The organism is Sinomonas soli, assembly GCF_054782415.1.
Genome location: NZ_BAAGSN010000013.1, coordinates 57,650 through 72,406, shown reverse-complemented (window position 1 = coordinate 72,406; position 14,757 = coordinate 57,650). Strand labels below are relative to the sequence as shown.

The 14,757-nt window shown below is 73.5% G+C and carries 17 protein-coding genes and 1 pseudogene; 11 read left to right on the top strand and 7 right to left on the bottom strand.

The features are described from left to right. Window positions 1-4 precede the first annotated feature (4 nt). The gene (locus ACYVKZ_RS12390; RefSeq protein WP_460992551.1) at window positions 5-1,126 is read right to left on the bottom strand and encodes an alcohol dehydrogenase catalytic domain-containing protein; all 1,122 of its coding nucleotides are present in this window, start codon (window positions 1,124-1,126) and stop codon (window positions 5-7) included. Between the two features lie 103 nt (window positions 1,127-1,229). Beyond that, window positions 1,230-1,943 carry a type 1 glutamine amidotransferase domain-containing protein gene (locus tag ACYVKZ_RS12385; protein ID WP_460992550.1) on the bottom strand — a complete coding sequence of 238 codons (714 nt, stop codon included), beginning with the start codon at window positions 1,941-1,943 and terminating at the stop codon, window positions 1,230-1,232. A gap of 107 nt (window positions 1,944-2,050) precedes the next feature. Here ACYVKZ_RS12385 and ACYVKZ_RS12380 point away from each other — a divergent pair, with 107 nt between their 5' ends. After that, window positions 2,051-2,719 carry a hypothetical protein gene (locus tag ACYVKZ_RS12380; RefSeq protein ID WP_460992549.1) on the top strand — a complete coding sequence of 223 codons (669 nt, stop codon included), beginning with the start codon at window positions 2,051-2,053 and terminating at the stop codon, window positions 2,717-2,719. 60 nt (window positions 2,720-2,779) lie between these two features. Here ACYVKZ_RS12380 and ACYVKZ_RS12375 read toward each other — a convergent pair whose 3' ends face one another. Further along, window positions 2,780-3,703 (bottom strand): NAD(P)-dependent oxidoreductase, encoded by a 924-nt coding sequence (locus ACYVKZ_RS12375; protein ID WP_460992548.1) that lies wholly within the window; start codon window positions 3,701-3,703, stop codon window positions 2,780-2,782. 38 nt (window positions 3,704-3,741) lie between these two features. On the opposite strand from ACYVKZ_RS12375, the gene ACYVKZ_RS12370 reads away from it, so the two are divergent. After that, the gene (locus ACYVKZ_RS12370; protein ID WP_460992547.1) at window positions 3,742-4,098 is read left to right on the top strand and encodes a TfoX/Sxy family protein; all 357 of its coding nucleotides are present in this window, start codon (window positions 3,742-3,744) and stop codon (window positions 4,096-4,098) included. Between the two features lie 29 nt (window positions 4,099-4,127). Here ACYVKZ_RS12370 and ACYVKZ_RS12365 read toward each other — a convergent pair whose 3' ends face one another. Beyond that, window positions 4,128-4,787 (bottom strand): HAD-IA family hydrolase, encoded by a 660-nt coding sequence (locus tag ACYVKZ_RS12365; protein WP_460992546.1) that lies wholly within the window; start codon window positions 4,785-4,787, stop codon window positions 4,128-4,130. A 99-nt stretch (window positions 4,788-4,886) separates the two neighbouring features. Here ACYVKZ_RS12365 and ACYVKZ_RS12360 point away from each other — a divergent pair, with 99 nt between their 5' ends. Continuing rightward, window positions 4,887-5,636, top strand: coding sequence for a GntR family transcriptional regulator (locus tag ACYVKZ_RS12360; protein ID WP_460992545.1), 750 nt, complete (start codon window positions 4,887-4,889; stop codon window positions 5,634-5,636). 14 nt (window positions 5,637-5,650) lie between these two features. Here the strand turns inward: ACYVKZ_RS12360 and ACYVKZ_RS12355 are convergent, their stop codons facing one another. Continuing rightward, entirely contained in the window at window positions 5,651-6,118 is a 468-nt protein-coding gene (locus ACYVKZ_RS12355; RefSeq protein ID WP_460992544.1) for a PTS sugar transporter subunit IIA, read from the bottom strand. Continuing rightward, window positions 6,118-6,354: pseudogene (locus ACYVKZ_RS12350) on the bottom strand (glucose PTS transporter subunit EIIB); the annotation flags it as partial. The gene ACYVKZ_RS12355 and the pseudogene ACYVKZ_RS12350, both read right to left, overlap by 1 nt. A gap of 224 nt (window positions 6,355-6,578) precedes the next feature. Between ACYVKZ_RS12350 and ACYVKZ_RS12345 the strand changes: the two are divergent. The 3 genes from ACYVKZ_RS12345 to ACYVKZ_RS12335 are packed head-to-tail and all read left to right on the top strand — an operon-like array spanning window position 6,579 to window position 9,378. Next, complete coding sequence (locus ACYVKZ_RS12345) at window positions 6,579-7,826, top strand: PTS transporter subunit EIIC (RefSeq protein ID WP_307006705.1); 1,248 nt, start codon at window positions 6,579-6,581, stop codon at window positions 7,824-7,826. Window positions 7,827-7,828: 2 nt separating this feature from the next. Beyond that, the gene (gene nagB, locus ACYVKZ_RS12340) at window positions 7,829-8,605 is read left to right on the top strand and encodes a glucosamine-6-phosphate deaminase (protein ID WP_460992543.1); all 777 of its coding nucleotides are present in this window, start codon (window positions 7,829-7,831) and stop codon (window positions 8,603-8,605) included. Beyond that, window positions 8,590-9,378 carry a copper homeostasis protein CutC gene (locus tag ACYVKZ_RS12335; protein WP_460992542.1) on the top strand — a complete coding sequence of 263 codons (789 nt, stop codon included), beginning with the start codon at window positions 8,590-8,592 and terminating at the stop codon, window positions 9,376-9,378. The genes nagB and ACYVKZ_RS12335 overlap by 16 nt, the downstream gene beginning before the upstream one ends. Here the strand turns inward: ACYVKZ_RS12335 and ACYVKZ_RS12330 are convergent. Then, the gene (locus ACYVKZ_RS12330) at window positions 9,299-10,303 is read right to left on the bottom strand and encodes an adenosine deaminase (RefSeq protein WP_460992541.1); all 1,005 of its coding nucleotides are present in this window, start codon (window positions 10,301-10,303) and stop codon (window positions 9,299-9,301) included. The two genes, ACYVKZ_RS12335 and ACYVKZ_RS12330, sit on opposite strands and share 80 nt — an antisense overlap. A gap of 98 nt (window positions 10,304-10,401) precedes the next feature. Here ACYVKZ_RS12330 and ACYVKZ_RS12325 point away from each other — a divergent pair, with 98 nt between their 5' ends. The 5 genes from ACYVKZ_RS12325 (at window position 10,402) to ACYVKZ_RS12305 (ending at window position 14,750) form a co-directional block, all read left to right on the top strand. Continuing rightward, the gene (locus tag ACYVKZ_RS12325) at window positions 10,402-11,397 is read left to right on the top strand and encodes an ABC transporter ATP-binding protein (protein ID WP_460992540.1); all 996 of its coding nucleotides are present in this window, start codon (window positions 10,402-10,404) and stop codon (window positions 11,395-11,397) included. A gap of 1 nt (window position 11,398) precedes the next feature. Then, complete coding sequence (locus tag ACYVKZ_RS12320; RefSeq protein ID WP_460992539.1) at window positions 11,399-13,021, top strand: ABC transporter permease; 1,623 nt, start codon at window positions 11,399-11,401, stop codon at window positions 13,019-13,021. After that, window positions 13,018-13,488, top strand: coding sequence for a GbsR/MarR family transcriptional regulator (locus tag ACYVKZ_RS12315; protein ID WP_460992538.1), 471 nt, complete (start codon window positions 13,018-13,020; stop codon window positions 13,486-13,488). Before ACYVKZ_RS12320 ends, ACYVKZ_RS12315 begins: the two co-directional genes overlap by 4 nt. Window positions 13,489-13,585: 97 nt before the next feature. Then, window positions 13,586-14,236, top strand: a complete 651-nt coding sequence (locus ACYVKZ_RS12310; RefSeq protein WP_460992537.1) for an NAD(P)H-binding protein — start codon at window positions 13,586-13,588, stop codon at window positions 14,234-14,236. A gap of 85 nt (window positions 14,237-14,321) precedes the next feature. Further along, the gene (locus tag ACYVKZ_RS12305) at window positions 14,322-14,750 is read left to right on the top strand and encodes a universal stress protein (RefSeq protein WP_307006695.1); all 429 of its coding nucleotides are present in this window, start codon (window positions 14,322-14,324) and stop codon (window positions 14,748-14,750) included. Window positions 14,751-14,757: the final 7 nt, after the last annotated feature.

Here is a 14,757-nt window from a genome sequence, read left to right as displayed (position 1 = left end):
GCCGCTACACGCCGTCGAACGTCACGACCTGGCGGATCACCGAGCCCGAGGCGAGCGCGTCCATGCCCTCGTTGATCTCCTCGAGGCCGATCCGGCGCGAGACCAGCCGCTCGAGCGGGAGGCGGCCCTCGCGCCAGAGCCGCTCGAACGCGGGCACGTCCCGCTTGGGCACCGCCGAGCCGAGGTAGCTGCCCACTATGGTCTGGGCCTTCGCTGTCAGCTGCAGCGGCTCAATCTGAGCGGTCGCGCCCGGGGCGGGCAGCCCGACGGTCACGAGCGTGCCGCCGAGGCCGAGCAGCCGGTACGCGGTCTCGAACGCCCGCGGGTGGCCCACCGCCTCGAGGACCACGTCAGCCTGCACGCCCCGCTCGAGCGCCTGGGCCGGAGTGAGCGCCTCCGCTGCGCCCCACGCGAGGGCGGTCTCGAGCTTGGACTCCTGCGCGTCCACCGCCACGACCCGGCACCCGGTGGCGAGCGCCGTGAGCAGCCCCGCCATGCCCACGCCCCCGAGGCCCACCACGGCGACCGCGGTCTCGAGAGTGATCCTGCCCGCGTTCAGCAGCGCCCCGCCGCCGGTGAGCACCGCGCAGCCGAGCAGGGCCGCGACGTCGGGCGGGACGTCGTCGCCGACCGGGACCACAGACCTCTCGTCCACCACAGCGTGGGTCGCGAACCCGGAGACCCCCAGGTGGTGCTGGACCGTCTCCCCGGAACGGCGCAGCCGCCGGGCGCCGGTGAGGAGCGTCCCGGCCGTGTTCGCCGCGCTCCCCCGCTCGCACGGCAGCCGGCCGTCCGTGGCGCACGCGGCGCATTCGCCGCAGCGGGGCAGGAAGGTCATCACGACGCGCTGTCCGGGGCGCACGGACTCCACGCCCTCGCCGACCTCCTCGACGATGCCGGCGGCCTCGTGCCCCAGGAGCATGGGCAGCGGGCGGGGGCGGGAGCCGTTGACCACCGAGAGGTCGGAGTGGCACAGCCCCGCCGCCTCGATGCGGACCATCAGCTCGCCGTGCCCGGGGCCCTCCAGCTCGAGCTCGTCCACCGTGATGGGGCGGGAGTCCGCATAGGGCGGCTCGGCGCCCAGGGTGTTCAGGACGGCGCCGCGGATGGTGCGGGAGGCGGGCATGCGGACTCCTTCAGGGGATCGGGTGTGCTGGTGGCAGTCAAGCAGGCGGAGCGCGCCGCGCCAAGCACCTCGGTGCCCAGCGTGACGCGCCCGGCCCCGGCACTCAGCTGGCGGCGCCGCGCCCGAGGGCGTCGATCACCTCTCGGGCCACCGAGGCGCTCGACTGGGGGTTCTGGCCCGAGATGAGGTTCCCGTCCACCACGACGTGGTCGCTCCAGGCCGGCGCCGTCTCGACCTCGAGGCCCGCGTCGCGCAGCGCGGACTCGACCCACCAGGGCGTCTTCTCGCCGGTGCCGCCGGTACGCTCCTCCTCGTCCGTGAAGGCCGTCACCCTGCGCCCGGCGAACACGTTCGTGCCGTCCTCGGCCTTGGCGGCCAGGAGCGCGGCGGGGCCGTGGCAGAACGGCGCGATGACCGTGCCGGCGGCGTTCGCCGCCGCGAGCACGCGGCCGGTCTGGGCGTCGAACGCGAGGTCGGTCATGGGGCCGTGGCCGCCAGGGAGCACCACCGCGTCGAACTCGGAGACGTCCACCGAGGAGATGGGCACGGCGGCCTCGAGCTCCCCGGAGATCTCGCGCAGGTAGGCGGCGAGCTCGTCGGCCTTCTCCTGGGAGCCGACCTGCTCGGCGTCGAGGCTGACTGCGTCCGGGGTGGGGGTCACGCCGTCCGGCGTCGCGATGACGACGGAGTGCCCGGCGCGGATCAGTTCACGGTGGGCCGTGGCGAGTTCCTCGGCCCAGAAGCCGGTGGGATGCGAGGTGCCGTCGGCGAGGCGGAGCTCCGTGGCGCCGGTGACGATCATCAGGATCCTGCTCATACTTCCTCCAAGTGCCGATTGCTGGGATGCGGGTGGGTATTACCCAGACGGCGGCCGGGTGACCCACCGGCTCCCGCTGCACCGCTGACCCAGAGAGGGACGTTGCCATGGCCCACCGTCTGACCACCTACTTCGGACGCCTCTTCGCCGCCGGCTTCGGCGCCGTGAAGGCGCTCCGGCCGGACCGCCCGATCCACCCGCAGGGCGTCCTGATGAACGGGACCTTCGAGATCACCGGCGGGTCCTCGGGCATCCCGTTCCTCGACACCCCCTCCTCGCGGACGGTGGCGGCCCGGCTCTCCCGCTCGCTCGGCCTGCCGTCGGGCTGGCCGGACATCCTCGGGCTCGCGCTGCGCTTCCCCACGGACGACGGCGCCGCGGACCTCCTGCTCGCCTCCACCGGATGGCGGGTGCCCGGCCGCTTCTGCCTGACCGCGCACCGCACGGCCGGGGCCGCCCGGCTGACCTCGCTCATGCCCTACCGCGGTTCACGGGGGCCGGTGCTCCTCGGGGCGCGGACGCTCGGCCCCGACCCGGGGGCGCCGGGCCGCCTCCGGGACAGCGCGACGTGGACCCTCGCGCTGTCCTGGGCCACACCGCTGGGCCGGTGGCACCGCTTCGGTGCGCTGCACCTGACGCCCGCGCTCGGGGACGACGGTGCCGTGCGGGACAGCGCGCTGCGCTTCGACCCGCTGCTCAACCCACTGCCCACGGCCGGGACCTACGGCTGGACCCGCCGGCTGCGGGAGTATTCCTACCGCCGGGCGCGGTCCTGACGGCCGGCCCCGGTCCTGAGGATCGGCCCCGCGCCGGCGGCGGCGCCCCGGGGGCGCGCCCTACTCCCTGAACGCCTCCACGACGGAGGCCATGTCCTCGCCTCCGTGGCCGGCGGCGATGCCCGCCTCGAAGCGGCCGCGCAGCGCGTCCATGAGCTCGGCGCTCACCCCGGCGGCGCGCAGGGCGTCGGCGATGAGCCCGGCGTCCTTCGCGGCGCCGTCGAGCGGGAACGCGGGCGGGAACTCGCCGGCGATCATGGCCTTGCCCTTCAGCTGGGCGTAGGGGCTGTCCGTCCCGCCGCCCGCGATCGAGTCAAGGAAGAGCTGCGGGTCGATCCCCAGCCCGCGGGCGAGGCTGATCGCCTGGGCCGTGCCGCCCACGATCGTGAGGACCCAGGAGTTCATCACGAGCTTGAGCCGCTGCCCGTCGCCGGGCTGGTCCCCGACCCACACCGTCTTCGCCCCGACCGCGTCGAAGACGGGGCTGACGGCCTCGCGCAGTCCCGCCGGGCAGCCGGCCACGACCACGAGCTTCCCCTCCTCGGCGGGCTGGCGCGTGCCCACGACCGGGGCATCGACGAAGTCGACCCCGGCGGCCCGGGCCTGCTCGGCGAGCCGCTGCACCCCGTCGACGCCCACGGTGGCGCTCTGCACCCACACCGCGCCGTCCTTCATGGCGGGCAGTGCCTCGCCCATGACCTGAGCGACCGCGTCCTCGTTGAAGAGCATCGTCACCACGATGTCCGCTCCCGAGACCGCGTCCGCGGGGCTCTCGGCGACGCGCGAGACGCTGTCCGCGAGCGCCGCGGCCTTGTCGTGGCTGCGGTTCCAGACGACGACGTCGAAGCCGGCCTTCGCCAGGTTCTTCGCCATCCCCGCGCCCATGATGCCGGTCCCGAGCACTGCTGCCGTGGTTGCCATGTAGTCCTCCTGTGTCGCCTCGTCCAGACGCTGGTTCTCGTACCCGGGAACCGCCGCGGTCACCCATTGTCCGCGGACGGCACCGCTGCGACCATGGGCCCGTGGTGTACTGCAACGAGCTGGCGGACCGCATCCGCGCTGTCCTGGCCGGCATCGACGGCGCCCGCTGCGCCACGGAGCAGCAGATGTTCGGCGGGCTCGCCTTCCTCGTCGGCGGGAACATGGCCGTCAGCGCGGCGGCGCAGGGCGGCCTGCTCCTGCGCGCCGACCCGGCGGCGAGCGGTGCGCTGTGCGCCCATCCGGGCGTGGAGCGCGCGGTGATGCGCGGCAGGCCCATGGACGGCTGGCTGCGCGTGGACGACGCAGCGGTCGCCAAAGACGAGGACCTCGCCCGCTGGGTGCGGATCGGAGTCGACTACGCGGCGTCGCTGCCCCCAAAGCAGGGGCCCCCGAAGTAGCGGCCCGCGAGCCGCCGGGCGCGGAACCTTCAGCCGGCGAGCGTGAGGAGGGCGGCGCCGTCGTCCGCCCGTTCGAGGGTGACGGCCGTCAGGTCCGGAACCCAGTAGGTCGGCGCGTAGGACGCCGCGCGGCCGCCGACGCCGAGCACGCTCGCCCCTGCGGCGAGCCCGGCCATGATCCCGGCCTCCGAGTCCTCGAGGACGAGGCACTCGCCCGGGAGCGCCCCGAGCTGCGAGGCGGCGAGGAGGAAGCCCTCGGGGTCGGGCTTGCTCGCGGCGACCATCTCGGCGGTCACGGCCAGCTCCGGGAAGGGCAGCCCGGCGGCCGCCATGCGGCGGCGCGCGAGGTCGTCGTCCGCGGAGGTGACGAGGGCGTGCGGGATGCCCGCGAGCGCCGCGAGGAGGTCCGCGGCGCCCGGGACCGGCACCACGCCGGCGGTGTCCTCGCGGGAGGCATCGAGCATGCGCGCCTCGTCGGCGACGTTCGCGGCGTGCGGCCGCTCCGGCAGCAGCAGCGACATGGTCAGCCACCCCTGCCGGCCGTGGATGAGCGGCTCCACGGCGTCCCAGGCGAGACCCTGCTCGGCGGCCCACTCGGCCCAGAGGCGCACCACCACGGCGTCGGAGTTCACCAGGGTGCCGTCCATGTCCAGCAGGACGGCACGGGCGGCGATGGTTTCAGCGGTCACGGATCCTCCTCCTACGCCTCCACCGTACATGGCATAATCCCCGTAGTGGTCCTATCTGGATCGAACCACGAGGAGCGAACCACGAGTGAGGAGGCCCCGGTGCCAGCGACTCCGTCTGACGCGCGGACCACGGGCAGCGCGATCAACAACTCGAGCGTGCCCAAGCACGAGCAGCTCCGCTCGATCATCCTCAGGCTGGCCAAGGAGGAGCTCGAACCCGGCGATCGCCTGCCCAGCGAGCGGGCCCTCATGGACGCCTACGGGGTCTCGCGCATCACCGTCCGCGCCGCGATCGGCAGGCTCGTCACCGAGGGGCACCTGGTGCGCGCACCCGGCAAGGGCACCTTCGTGGCCGACTCCGCGATCCAGTCCACCCTCCACCTCGCCTCCTTCACCCAGGAGATGGAAGGGCGCGGGCTCACCGCCAGCACCGTGGTGCTCACCGCCGAGCACGCGGCGGCGCCCGAGGACACCGCCGAGGCGCTCGGCCTCGCCCCGGGGACCGAGGCGATCCACCTCCGCCGCCTGCGCCTGGCCGACGGCCGCCCGGTGAGCGTCGACGACGCCTGGTACCACCCGGTGCACGCGGCCGGCCTGCTGGGCATCGACCTGACCGGCTCGGTCTACAAGGCGCTCGCCTCCGAGTTCGGCCACCAGATCGACCGCGCCCGCCAGACCGTCCGCGCCGAGGGCGCCCCCTCGGACATCGGCGTGCTCCTGGGCACCGGGACCGGTGCCCCGATCCTGTTCTTCGACCGCGTCTCCTACTCGGGCGAGCTGCCGATCGAGCACGCCCGCTCGTGGTACCGCTCCGACCGCTACGCGCTCAGCATGGAGGTGCGGCTGTAGGGCCCGGGCAGGACTCAGCCGGCGCCGTTGACGGAGAACAGCTCGGCCCCTGCGGCCACCTCGCCGGAGGCCAGCACGGTCGCGGTGTCCGGCTTCGTGTCGAGCACGACGACGGGGCTCACCATCGAGTACCCGGCGGCCACGGCGGCGGCCGGGTCGACGCGCATGACGGGGGCGCCGGCGTCGACCGCGTCCCCCTTGGCGGCGAGCAGCTCGAAGCCCTCGCCCTTGAGCTTCACGGTGTCGATCCCCACGTGGGTGAGGACGCCGCGCCCCGCGCCGTCGACCACGATGAACGCGTGCGGCAAGAGCTTGACGATCGTGCCGGCCACCGGGGAGACGACCTCGAACGGCGCGCCGGGAGGGGGCTCGACGGCCGCGCCGGAGCCGACCATCTGGGCCGCGAAGACTGGGTCCGGGACCTCGGCGAGCGGGAGGGAGCGGCCCGCGAGCGGGGCGAGGACCACGAGCGCCGGGGGCATCAGAGGAGGTCCTCGATGTCCTCGGCGAGCGTGTCTGCCTCGGGGCCCACGATGACCTGGACCGCGCTGCCGGCGGCGAGCACCCCGTGGGCGCCGGCCGCCTTGAGCGCGGCCTCATTCACTAGCGAGGCGTCCTTGACCTCGGTGCGCAGGCGCGTGATGCAGGCCTCCACTTCCACGATGTTGGCGGCGCCGCCCAGGCCCGCGACGATCTTCTCTGCCTTCGACATGGCATGTCCTCTCTGACTGTACTGCTGGTGTAACTGTGCTGCTGGTCTGACCCTGCTGCTGGGACCAGCCGGTCCCGTCTGGGACCAGTGTGGGCGGAACCTCCGGCGGGGTCACCCCCTTGACACCCCGTGGTGGCCCGTCTCACACTGAACTGGTCATAACCAGACAGTACCGGCAGAGACCGGCTCGCCACAAGACCCCTCGACCCGAACCCGCAAAGGTGCATCCCATGTCGACTGACACCTCGGCCCAGGCGCCGGAAAAGAAGCCCAACGTGGTCTTCGCGACCCTGCAGCGGCTCGGCCGCACGCTCATGCTGCCCATCGCGGTCCTGCCCGCCGCGGGCATCCTCCTGCGGCTCGGCCAGGCCGACCTCCTCGGCGCGATCCCGGGCTTCGGCCAGGGAGCCTCGGTCATCTCGGCCGCCGGCAACGCCGTGTTCCAGTGGCTCCCGCTCATCTTCGCCGTCGGCATCGCGATCGGCTGGGCGAAGAAGTCGGACGGCTCCACGGCGCTCGCCGCCGTGGTGGGCTACATGGTGATCGACGGCGTGTTCAAGGCCATGTCCCCGATCGTCCTCGCCGGGCAGGTGGACCCGACCGGCAAGCCGGCGGTCATCAACTACGGCGTCCTAGCGGGCATCATCGTCGGCCTCTTCTCGGCGAGCCTCTGGCAGAGGTTCTACCGGACCAAGCTGCCCGACTTCCTCGGCTTCTTCTCCGGACGCCGCCTCGTGCCCATCCTGACCTCCGTGACCAGCCTCGTGGCCGGCGTGGTGCTCTCCCTGCTCTACCCGATCTTCAACTCGGCCCTGGGCTGGGTGGGGCAGGCCGTGGCCTCGAACTCCGTGGTGGGCGGCGGCGTGTACGGGTTCGCCAACCGCATGCTCATCCCCGCCGGCCTGCACCACATCCTCAACTCCGTGGTCTGGTTCCTCATCGGCGACTACACCGACGCCTCCGGCCACCTCGTCCGCGGCGACCTCAACCGCTTCTTCGCCGGCGACCCCTCCGCGGGCGTGTTCATGACCGGATTCTTCCCGATCATGATGTTCGGCCTGCCCGCCGCCGCGCTGGCCATCTGGCGGCACGCGAAGCCGTCGCAGAAGAAGATCGTGGGCGGCATCATGCTCTCCACCGCCCTCACCGCGTTCCTCACGGGCATCACCGAGCCGCTCGAGTACTCATTCATGTTCGTCGCGTTCCCCCTCTACATCGTCCATGCCTTCCTCACCGGGACCTCGCTGGCCCTCGTCAACGCCCTCGGCATCCACGACGGCTTCACGTTCTCGGCTGGCCTGATCGACTACATCCTCAACTTCGGCAAGGCCCAGAACGCGTGGCTGCTCATCCCGATCGGCATCGGCTACGGCCTCGTGTACTACTTCCTCTTCTCGTTCGTGATCAAGCGCTGGAACCTGCGCACGCCGGGCCGCGAGGACGACGAGGTCACGGTCGACACCGAGGCGGCCAAGTAGGCATGGAGATCATCGTCCTTCCCGACCCCGACGCGGTGGCGCGCACGGCCGCGGACATCATCGAGGAGCGGGTGCGCCGCGGCCCGTCCGTCCTGGGCCTCGCGACCGGGTCCACCCCGCTGGGCACCTACCGGGAGCTCATCGACCGGCACCGGCACGGCCTGAGCTTCGCCGACGCCCAGGCGTTCCTGCTCGACGAGTACGTGGGCCTGCCCGCTGCGCACCCCGAGTCGTACCGTTCCGTGATCCGGCGCGAGTTCGCCGGGCACGTGGACTTCGCCGCGGACGCCGTGCACGGGCTCGACGGCGAGGCCGCCGACCCGGGCGCCGAGGCCGCCCGCTACGAGGCCTCGATCGCCGCCGCGGGCGGGGTGGACGTCCAGCTGCTCGGCATCGGCACCGACGGTCACGTCGGGTTCAACGAGCCCATGAGCTCCCTCGCCTCGCGCACCAGGATCAAGACCCTCACGGAGCAGACGCGGCGGGACAACGCGCGCTTCTTCGCCAGCCCGGACGAGGTCCCGGAGCACGTCCTCACCCAGGGCCTCGGCACCATCCTCGAGGCGCGGCACCTCCTGCTCCTCGGCCTCGGGGAGGCGAAGGCAGGGGCCGTCGCGGCCGCGGTCGAGGGACCCGTGGCCGCCCTCTGCCCCGCCTCGGCGCTCCAGCTGCACCCGCACGTGACGGTGCTCGTCGACGCGGCGGCGGCGTCCCGGCTAGCGCACACCGAGTACTACCAGTACACGTTCGGCCGGAAGCCGGCGTGGCAGGGCTTCTGATCACCCCGGCCCTCGAGTTCGCCGTGGAGTCCGCCGCCGGCGCCCGGGTGGCGGCCGCCGCGGGCGCCGCGCGCGTGGAGCTGTGCGCGGCGCTCGCGGCCACGGATGGGATCACGCCGAGCCAGGCCATGATCGAGGCCGCGTGCGCGGTGGGGATCCCCGTCCACGTGCTCGTCCGCCCCCGCCCCGGCGGCTTCGCCTACTCGGGCGAGGAGCTGCAGACCATCGAGCGGGACTGCGTGCTCGCGGTCCGGGCCGGCGCCGCGGGCGTGGTCGTGGGGATGCTGGCGTCGGACGGCGGCCCCGACGCCGAGGCGCTCCGGCGAGTGGCCGGCGTCGCGCGCGGGGCGGACCCGCGCGCGGAGGTGACCTTCCACCGCGCGTTCGACGCCGCGCTGGCCGCGGGCGCGGACCGCGCCGGGGCCCTTGCCCGGCTCGCGGCGGCCGGGGCGGACCGGGTGCTGACCAGCGCCGGCGCCCCGGACTGCCGCCAGGGCGCCGCAGGGCTGCGCGACCTCGTGGGGCTGGCGCGGGGGCACGCGCCGGGCCTGCAGATCATGGCCGGCGGCGGCGTGACCGCGGGCCTCGTGCCCGCTCTGGTCGACGCCGGGGTGCACGCGGTGCATGCCTCCGCCCGCGGCGCGGACGGCGTGATCGACCCGGGAGCCGCGGCGGGCATCGCGCGCGCGGTCGCTACTGGGCGGACGCCTCCCACGCATCCACGTCGGCCAGGAGCTCACGCCGGCGGCCCTCGGGCGCGAAGCTTCCGGTGACCGAGTTGCGGGCCAGCCGGGCGAGGTCCGCGCGTCCCAGGCCGAACTGCTCGGCCACGGCCGCGAGGTTCTCGCCCGCGTAGCCGCCGAAGTAGGCGGGATCGTCCGAGTTGACGGTCACGTGCAGGCCCGCGGCGAGCATGGCCGGCAGCGGGTGGTCGGCGAGCGTGTCCACGGCGCGGAGGCGCACGTTGGAGAACGGGCACACGGTCAGCGGCACGCGCTCCTCGGCGAGGTGGCGGACCAGCTCGGGGTCTTCGAGGGACCGGATGCCGTGGTCGATCCGCTCGGCGCCGAGCTCCCGCAGCGCCTCCCAGACGTAGTCCGCCCCGCCCTCCTCCCCCGCGTGCGCCACCGCGTGCAGGCCGAGCGCGCGGGCCTCGGCGAAGATGTGGGCGAAGGGCCCTGCCCGGTGGCCCACCTCGGCGGAGTCCAGGCCCACCCCGAGCAGCTCCTCCGGGCGCTGCTTCGCCTTGGCCCAGACCGCCTCGGCCTCGGCGACCGGGGCGTCACGGAGGAAGCAGAGGATGAGGCCGCCGGTCACGCCCTGGCGCGCGGCGTCGTCGAGCGCGTCCCGCAACCCCGCCACGACGTCCGCGTAGGCGACCCCGCGGGCGGTGTGCGCCTGGGCGTCGAAGAACAGCTCGGCGTGCCGCACCCCCTCCGCCGCGGCCCGGCGGAGGTAGGCGGCCGCGAGGTCGCGGAAGTCCTCCCGGGTGCGCAGCACGTCCATGCACGCGTAGTACAGGTCGAGGAAGGACTGCAGGTCGGCGAACCGGTACGCGGACCGCAGCTCCTCGACGGAGCCGAACGGGAGCCGCACGCCGTTGCGGGCGGCGAGCTCGAAGGCGAGCTCGGGCTCGAGCGTGCCCTCGATGTGCAGGTGGAGCTCGGCCTTGGGGAGGGTCAGGGCGGGGGACGTCATGCGCACCACCTTCGCATACGCCACGGGCCGGAAACCCTTGCGGATCCTTTGCGCTGCTGAACATTCACAAGATTGTGAAACAGGCGCAGACTGCAGGCATGGACACCGTCATCGCCACCTCCGGGCTCCACAAGCACTTCGGCCGGGTGCACGCCCTCGACGGCCTCGACCTCGAGGTCGCGCGCGGAGAGATCCACGGCTTCCTGGGCCCCAACGGCGCCGGCAAGTCCACCACCCTGCGCATCCTCCTCGGGCTCGCGCGGGCCACCTCGGGCACGGCCACGGTCCTCGGCGGGGACCCGTGGACCGACGCCGTCGAGCTCCACCGCCGCATCGCGAGCATCCCCGGCGACGTGAGCATCTGGCCCAACCTCTCCGGCGGCGAGGCGGTCGACCTCATCTCCCGGCTCCGCGGCGGCACGGCGGACCCTGCGAAGTACCGGGCGCGCAAGAAGGAGCTGTGCGAGACCTTCGACTTCGACCCCACCAAGAAGGGCCGCGCCTACTCGAAGGGCAACCGCCAGAAGGTCGCCCTCATCGCGGCCCTCGCGACCGACGCCGAGCTGTACCTCTTCGACGAGCCCACGAGCGGCCTCGACCCGCTCATGGAGGCCGTCTTCACCCGGGAGGTCCGCACCCTCGCCCAGAACGGGGCCACCGTGCTCCTCTCGAGCCACATCCTCTCCGAGGTCGAGAGGCTCGCCGACCGTGTGAGCATCATCCGCTCCGGGAGGATCGTCGACGGCGGCACCCTCGACTCGCTGCGCCACCTCACCCGCACGGAGATCTCCTTTGCGGCGGACCACATCGACACCGCGGCGCTCGCGCTCCGCCCCGAGGTCCACGACCTCACCGCGGCGGAGGGCCGGGTCAAGTTCGGCGCAGACTCCGACCGCGTCGCCGAGGTCCTCCCCCTGCTGGGGAGCCTGGGCGTCCAGGGCCTGCTCGTCGCGCCGGCCTCGCTCGAGGAGCTCTTCCTGCGCCACTACGGCGACACGGCCGCCCGGTCGGAGAACGGGAAGCACGACGACGTCCACCGCCGCCGGCGCCGCGCGGCCGAGAAGGCCCCGGCCAGCACCAGCACGGGGGCCTGAGATGGGCCCCCTCTTGACCCTCTACCGCCAGCGGCTGCGCCGTGACCGGTGGCAGCTCGCGGGATGGATCCTCGGCATCGCCCTCATGGCCATGTTCTCTGTCGCCGCGGTCGCCAAGACCTACGGCGACTACGCCACCCAGGCCGAGATCCTCAAGGTCGCCCTCGCGACGCCCGCGATCCTGGTCTTCCGCGGCCTGGCGCGCGGACCCGGGCTCGGCTCCTTCACCTTCTTCGAGATCTTCACGTTCCTCTCGCTGCTCGCGGGCTGGATGAGCACCTTCATGGCCGTGCGCCACTCCAGGGCCGAGGAGGAGGCCGGCCGCGCCGAGATGATCTCCTCGACGCCCGCCGGCCGGATGCTTCCCCTCGCCGCCACCGTGCTGCACGGTGTGGTTGCCAATGTTCTGGCCTCAGCCGTCATTGCCCTCGCCTTCATCGCGGAGAACCTCGACCCGGGCGGGTCTGTGCTCGCTGGCGCCGCCACCGGCGCTGTGGGGATCTCGTTCCTCGGGATCGGGCTGCTCGCGGGCGAGTTCATGAGCACCTCGCGCGGCGCGAACGCGGTCTCGGCCTCCCTCGTGCTCGTCGCCTATCTCCTCCGCGGCTTCGGCGACGCCGCCGGCACCCCGGGCGCCGACGGGATGTCGATGTCGGCGGCGTGGCCGAGCTGGATTTCGCCGATCGGGTGGGGCCAGCAGACCTTCGCCTACACGGGGGACCGCTGGTGGCCTCTGCTCCTCCCACTGGGCCTCGGTGCCCTGTGCCTCGCGGTGACCGCCCTGATCATGGACCGGCGAGACGTCGGCGCCGCGCTCGTGGCCGGGCGCACGGGACGCGCGGACGCCCGGCCGGCGCTGAACGGCTCGTTCGCCCTCGCAGCGCGGCTCCAGATGGGCTCGATCATCGGCTGGTGCGTCGGCGGCCTGGCCACAGGCCTTCTCACGGGCGGCCTCGGCACGGCGGTCGATGCGGTGACCCAGACCAACCCGGAGGCCACCAAGGCCCTCCGCAGGATGGTCGAGGCCCAGGGCGTGTCGACGTCGCAGCTCCTTGTCTCGGTCTTCTTCCTGCTCGCAGGTGTCCTCGCGGCGGCCTGCGCGCTCCAGGCCGTGATCCGGGCGCGCCAGGAGGAAGCGGCCGGAACCGGTCCGTGGCTCGTGTCCCAGCCGCTCGGCCGGATCCGGTGGTTCGCGGACTACCTTGCTCTCGGTGCGCTCACGATCGTCGCCGTCATGCTCCTCACCGCGGCCGGCGCGTGGGTCTCGCTCATTGCCTCCGGAGACACCTCGGCGGCGGTGGGCGATGTCTGGATCTCGGCGATCGACCAGATCCCGGCCGCGCTCATCTTCCTGGCGGTCCCGGCGCTCGTCTTTGTCGTGTGGCCGCAGGCCACCATCCCCGTCGGGTGGACCGTCCTGGCAGTCGCCGTGCTGCTGGGGGTCTTCGGCGGGCTGATCGGCGTCGACCAGTCGATGACCGACGTCTCGCCGTTCTCGCATACACCGGTTCCCGGCCCGGGCGGCCGCGACTGGACGGGCGGGTTCTGGATGCTAGGCATCTCCGTGGCGGCGGCGGCCGCGGCGCTCGCCCTCATGCGGCGGCGCGAGGTCGGGTCGGCGTGAGCGCGGGCCCGGACCAGCAGCCGCGCCTCCCCGACGCGGCCGAGGCCTCCGCAGCGGTCATGGCGGCCGCGGGCTTCCCCAGGATGCCCGCGCGGGCATTACTGGCCCTCGTGGCCTCCGACGAGGGCGCGCTGACCGCGGCTGAGCTCGCCCAGGCCCTCGGGGCGAGCGCGGCCGCGGTCTCCGGTGCCGTCCGCTACCTGCAGACGGTCGGGTTCGTCCACCGGGTCTCGCAGCCCGGCAGCCGCCGAGACCGCTACGCCCTCCCTGACGACCCCTGGTACGTGGCCACACTGCGCCAGAACCCCGTCTACGAGCGGCTCGCGGGCCTCGCGGGCGCCCTGGGCGACGAGCTCCCCGACGGTCCGGCGCGGGCCCGGGCGAGGGAGACCGCGGACTTCTACCGCTTCCTGACGCGGCGGATGCCGGGGCTCCTGGACGAGTGGGAGGCCGAACGCCGGGGCTAGGGGTCCTCGGCGCTGCGGGCCCCGGAAGTGGGCGGAAGGGCCCGGCCGTGGCAAGGTGGGACGTGGTCTTGAGCCCACCGGCAAGAAGGAGCAGCGCATGTCACGCATCGCCATCATCGGAGGCCACGGCAAGGTGGCCCTCCTCCTCGCACCCCTGCTCGTCCAGCGCGGAGACGAGGTCACCTCGATCGTCCGCAACGCCGAGCACGTGGCCGACATCGAGGCAACGGGAGCCACGGCGGTCGTCGCGGACGTCGAGTCGCTGGACGAGAAGGGCCTGGCCGAGGTCCTCGCCGGCCACAACGCGGTGGTGTGGTCCGCCGGCGCCGGCGGCGGCAGCCCCGAGCGCACGCGCGCCGTGGACCGCGACGCCGCGATCCGCTCCATGCGCGCAGCCTCGGCCGCGGACGTGCCGCGCTACATCATGGTCTCCTACCTCGGCGCCCGGCCCGATCACGGCGTCCCGGAGTCGAACCCGTTCTTCCACTACGCGGAGGCCAAGGCGGCAGCGGACGAGCACCTGCGCGGGACCTCGCTGGACTGGACGATCCTCGGCCCGTCGACGCTCACCTCCGATCCCGGCAGCGGCAGGATCGACCTCGCGGATTCCTCCGACTCGCGCAGCGTGAGCCGTGCGGACGTCGCCGCGGTCGTGGCAGCCGCCCTGCGCGAGCCGCGCACGGTGCGCCAGTTCGTCGGCTTCAACCAGGGCCAGACCCCGATCGCGGACGCCCTCGGGTCGCTCTGACCCGCGGGCGGGGCCGCCTCGCGCGGCCCGTGCGCGGCGCCGGGTACGGTGGCCACATCAGGTCATCCTTGAGGAGGGGCACATCATGACTGGACCGATCGTGGTCGGCGTGGACGGGAGCGAGACTGCCGAGCGCGCTGCCGCGCAGGCCAAGCAGCTCGCTCTCGCGCTGGGGGCGCGGCTGCACATCGTCTCCGCGTTCGACACCGACCGCACCGAGGTCCTCGGCAGCGGCAGCGACACGTGGATCGTCTCGGACGCCGACACGACCGTCGCGATCGCGAAGGAGACGGCCCGCGCGCTCGAGGCGCCGGGCCTGACCGTCACGTACGCCGCCGCGCGCGGCAAGCCGGCCGAGGCGATCGTCGCCGAGGCGGAGCGGATCGACGCGCAGATGATCGTGGTCGGCAACCGCGGGATGCAGGGGCTCGGGCGGCTGCTGGGCAGCGTCGCCAACAAGGTGGCGCACTCCGCCCCGTGCGACGTCTACATCGTCAAGACCGTCGGCGCCTAGCAGTCCG

Coding starts and splice junctions, on each gene's coding strand:
- ACYVKZ_RS12390 (WP_460992551.1), bottom strand. CDS start 1,126: ATGCCCGCCTCCCGCACCATCCGCGGCGCCGTCCTGAACACCCTGGGC.
- ACYVKZ_RS12385 (WP_460992550.1), bottom strand. CDS start 1,943: ATGAGCAGGATCCTGATGATCGTCACCGGCGCCACGGAGCTCCGCCTC.
- ACYVKZ_RS12380 (WP_460992549.1), top strand. CDS start 2,051: ATGGCCCACCGTCTGACCACCTACTTCGGACGCCTCTTCGCCGCCGGC.
- ACYVKZ_RS12355 (WP_460992544.1), bottom strand. CDS start 6,118: ATGCCCCCGGCGCTCGTGGTCCTCGCCCCGCTCGCGGGCCGCTCCCTC.
- ACYVKZ_RS12345 (WP_307006705.1), top strand. CDS start 6,579: ATGTCGACTGACACCTCGGCCCAGGCGCCGGAAAAGAAGCCCAACGTG.
- nagB (WP_460992543.1), top strand. CDS start 7,829: ATGGAGATCATCGTCCTTCCCGACCCCGACGCGGTGGCGCGCACGGCC.
- ACYVKZ_RS12330 (WP_460992541.1), bottom strand. CDS start 10,303: ATGACGTCCCCCGCCCTGACCCTCCCCAAGGCCGAGCTCCACCTGCAC.
- ACYVKZ_RS12325 (WP_460992540.1), top strand. CDS start 10,402: ATGGACACCGTCATCGCCACCTCCGGGCTCCACAAGCACTTCGGCCGG.
- ACYVKZ_RS12320 (WP_460992539.1), top strand. CDS start 11,399: ATGGGCCCCCTCTTGACCCTCTACCGCCAGCGGCTGCGCCGTGACCGG.
- ACYVKZ_RS12310 (WP_460992537.1), top strand. CDS start 13,586: ATGTCACGCATCGCCATCATCGGAGGCCACGGCAAGGTGGCCCTCCTC.
- ACYVKZ_RS12305 (WP_307006695.1), top strand. CDS start 14,322: ATGACTGGACCGATCGTGGTCGGCGTGGACGGGAGCGAGACTGCCGAG.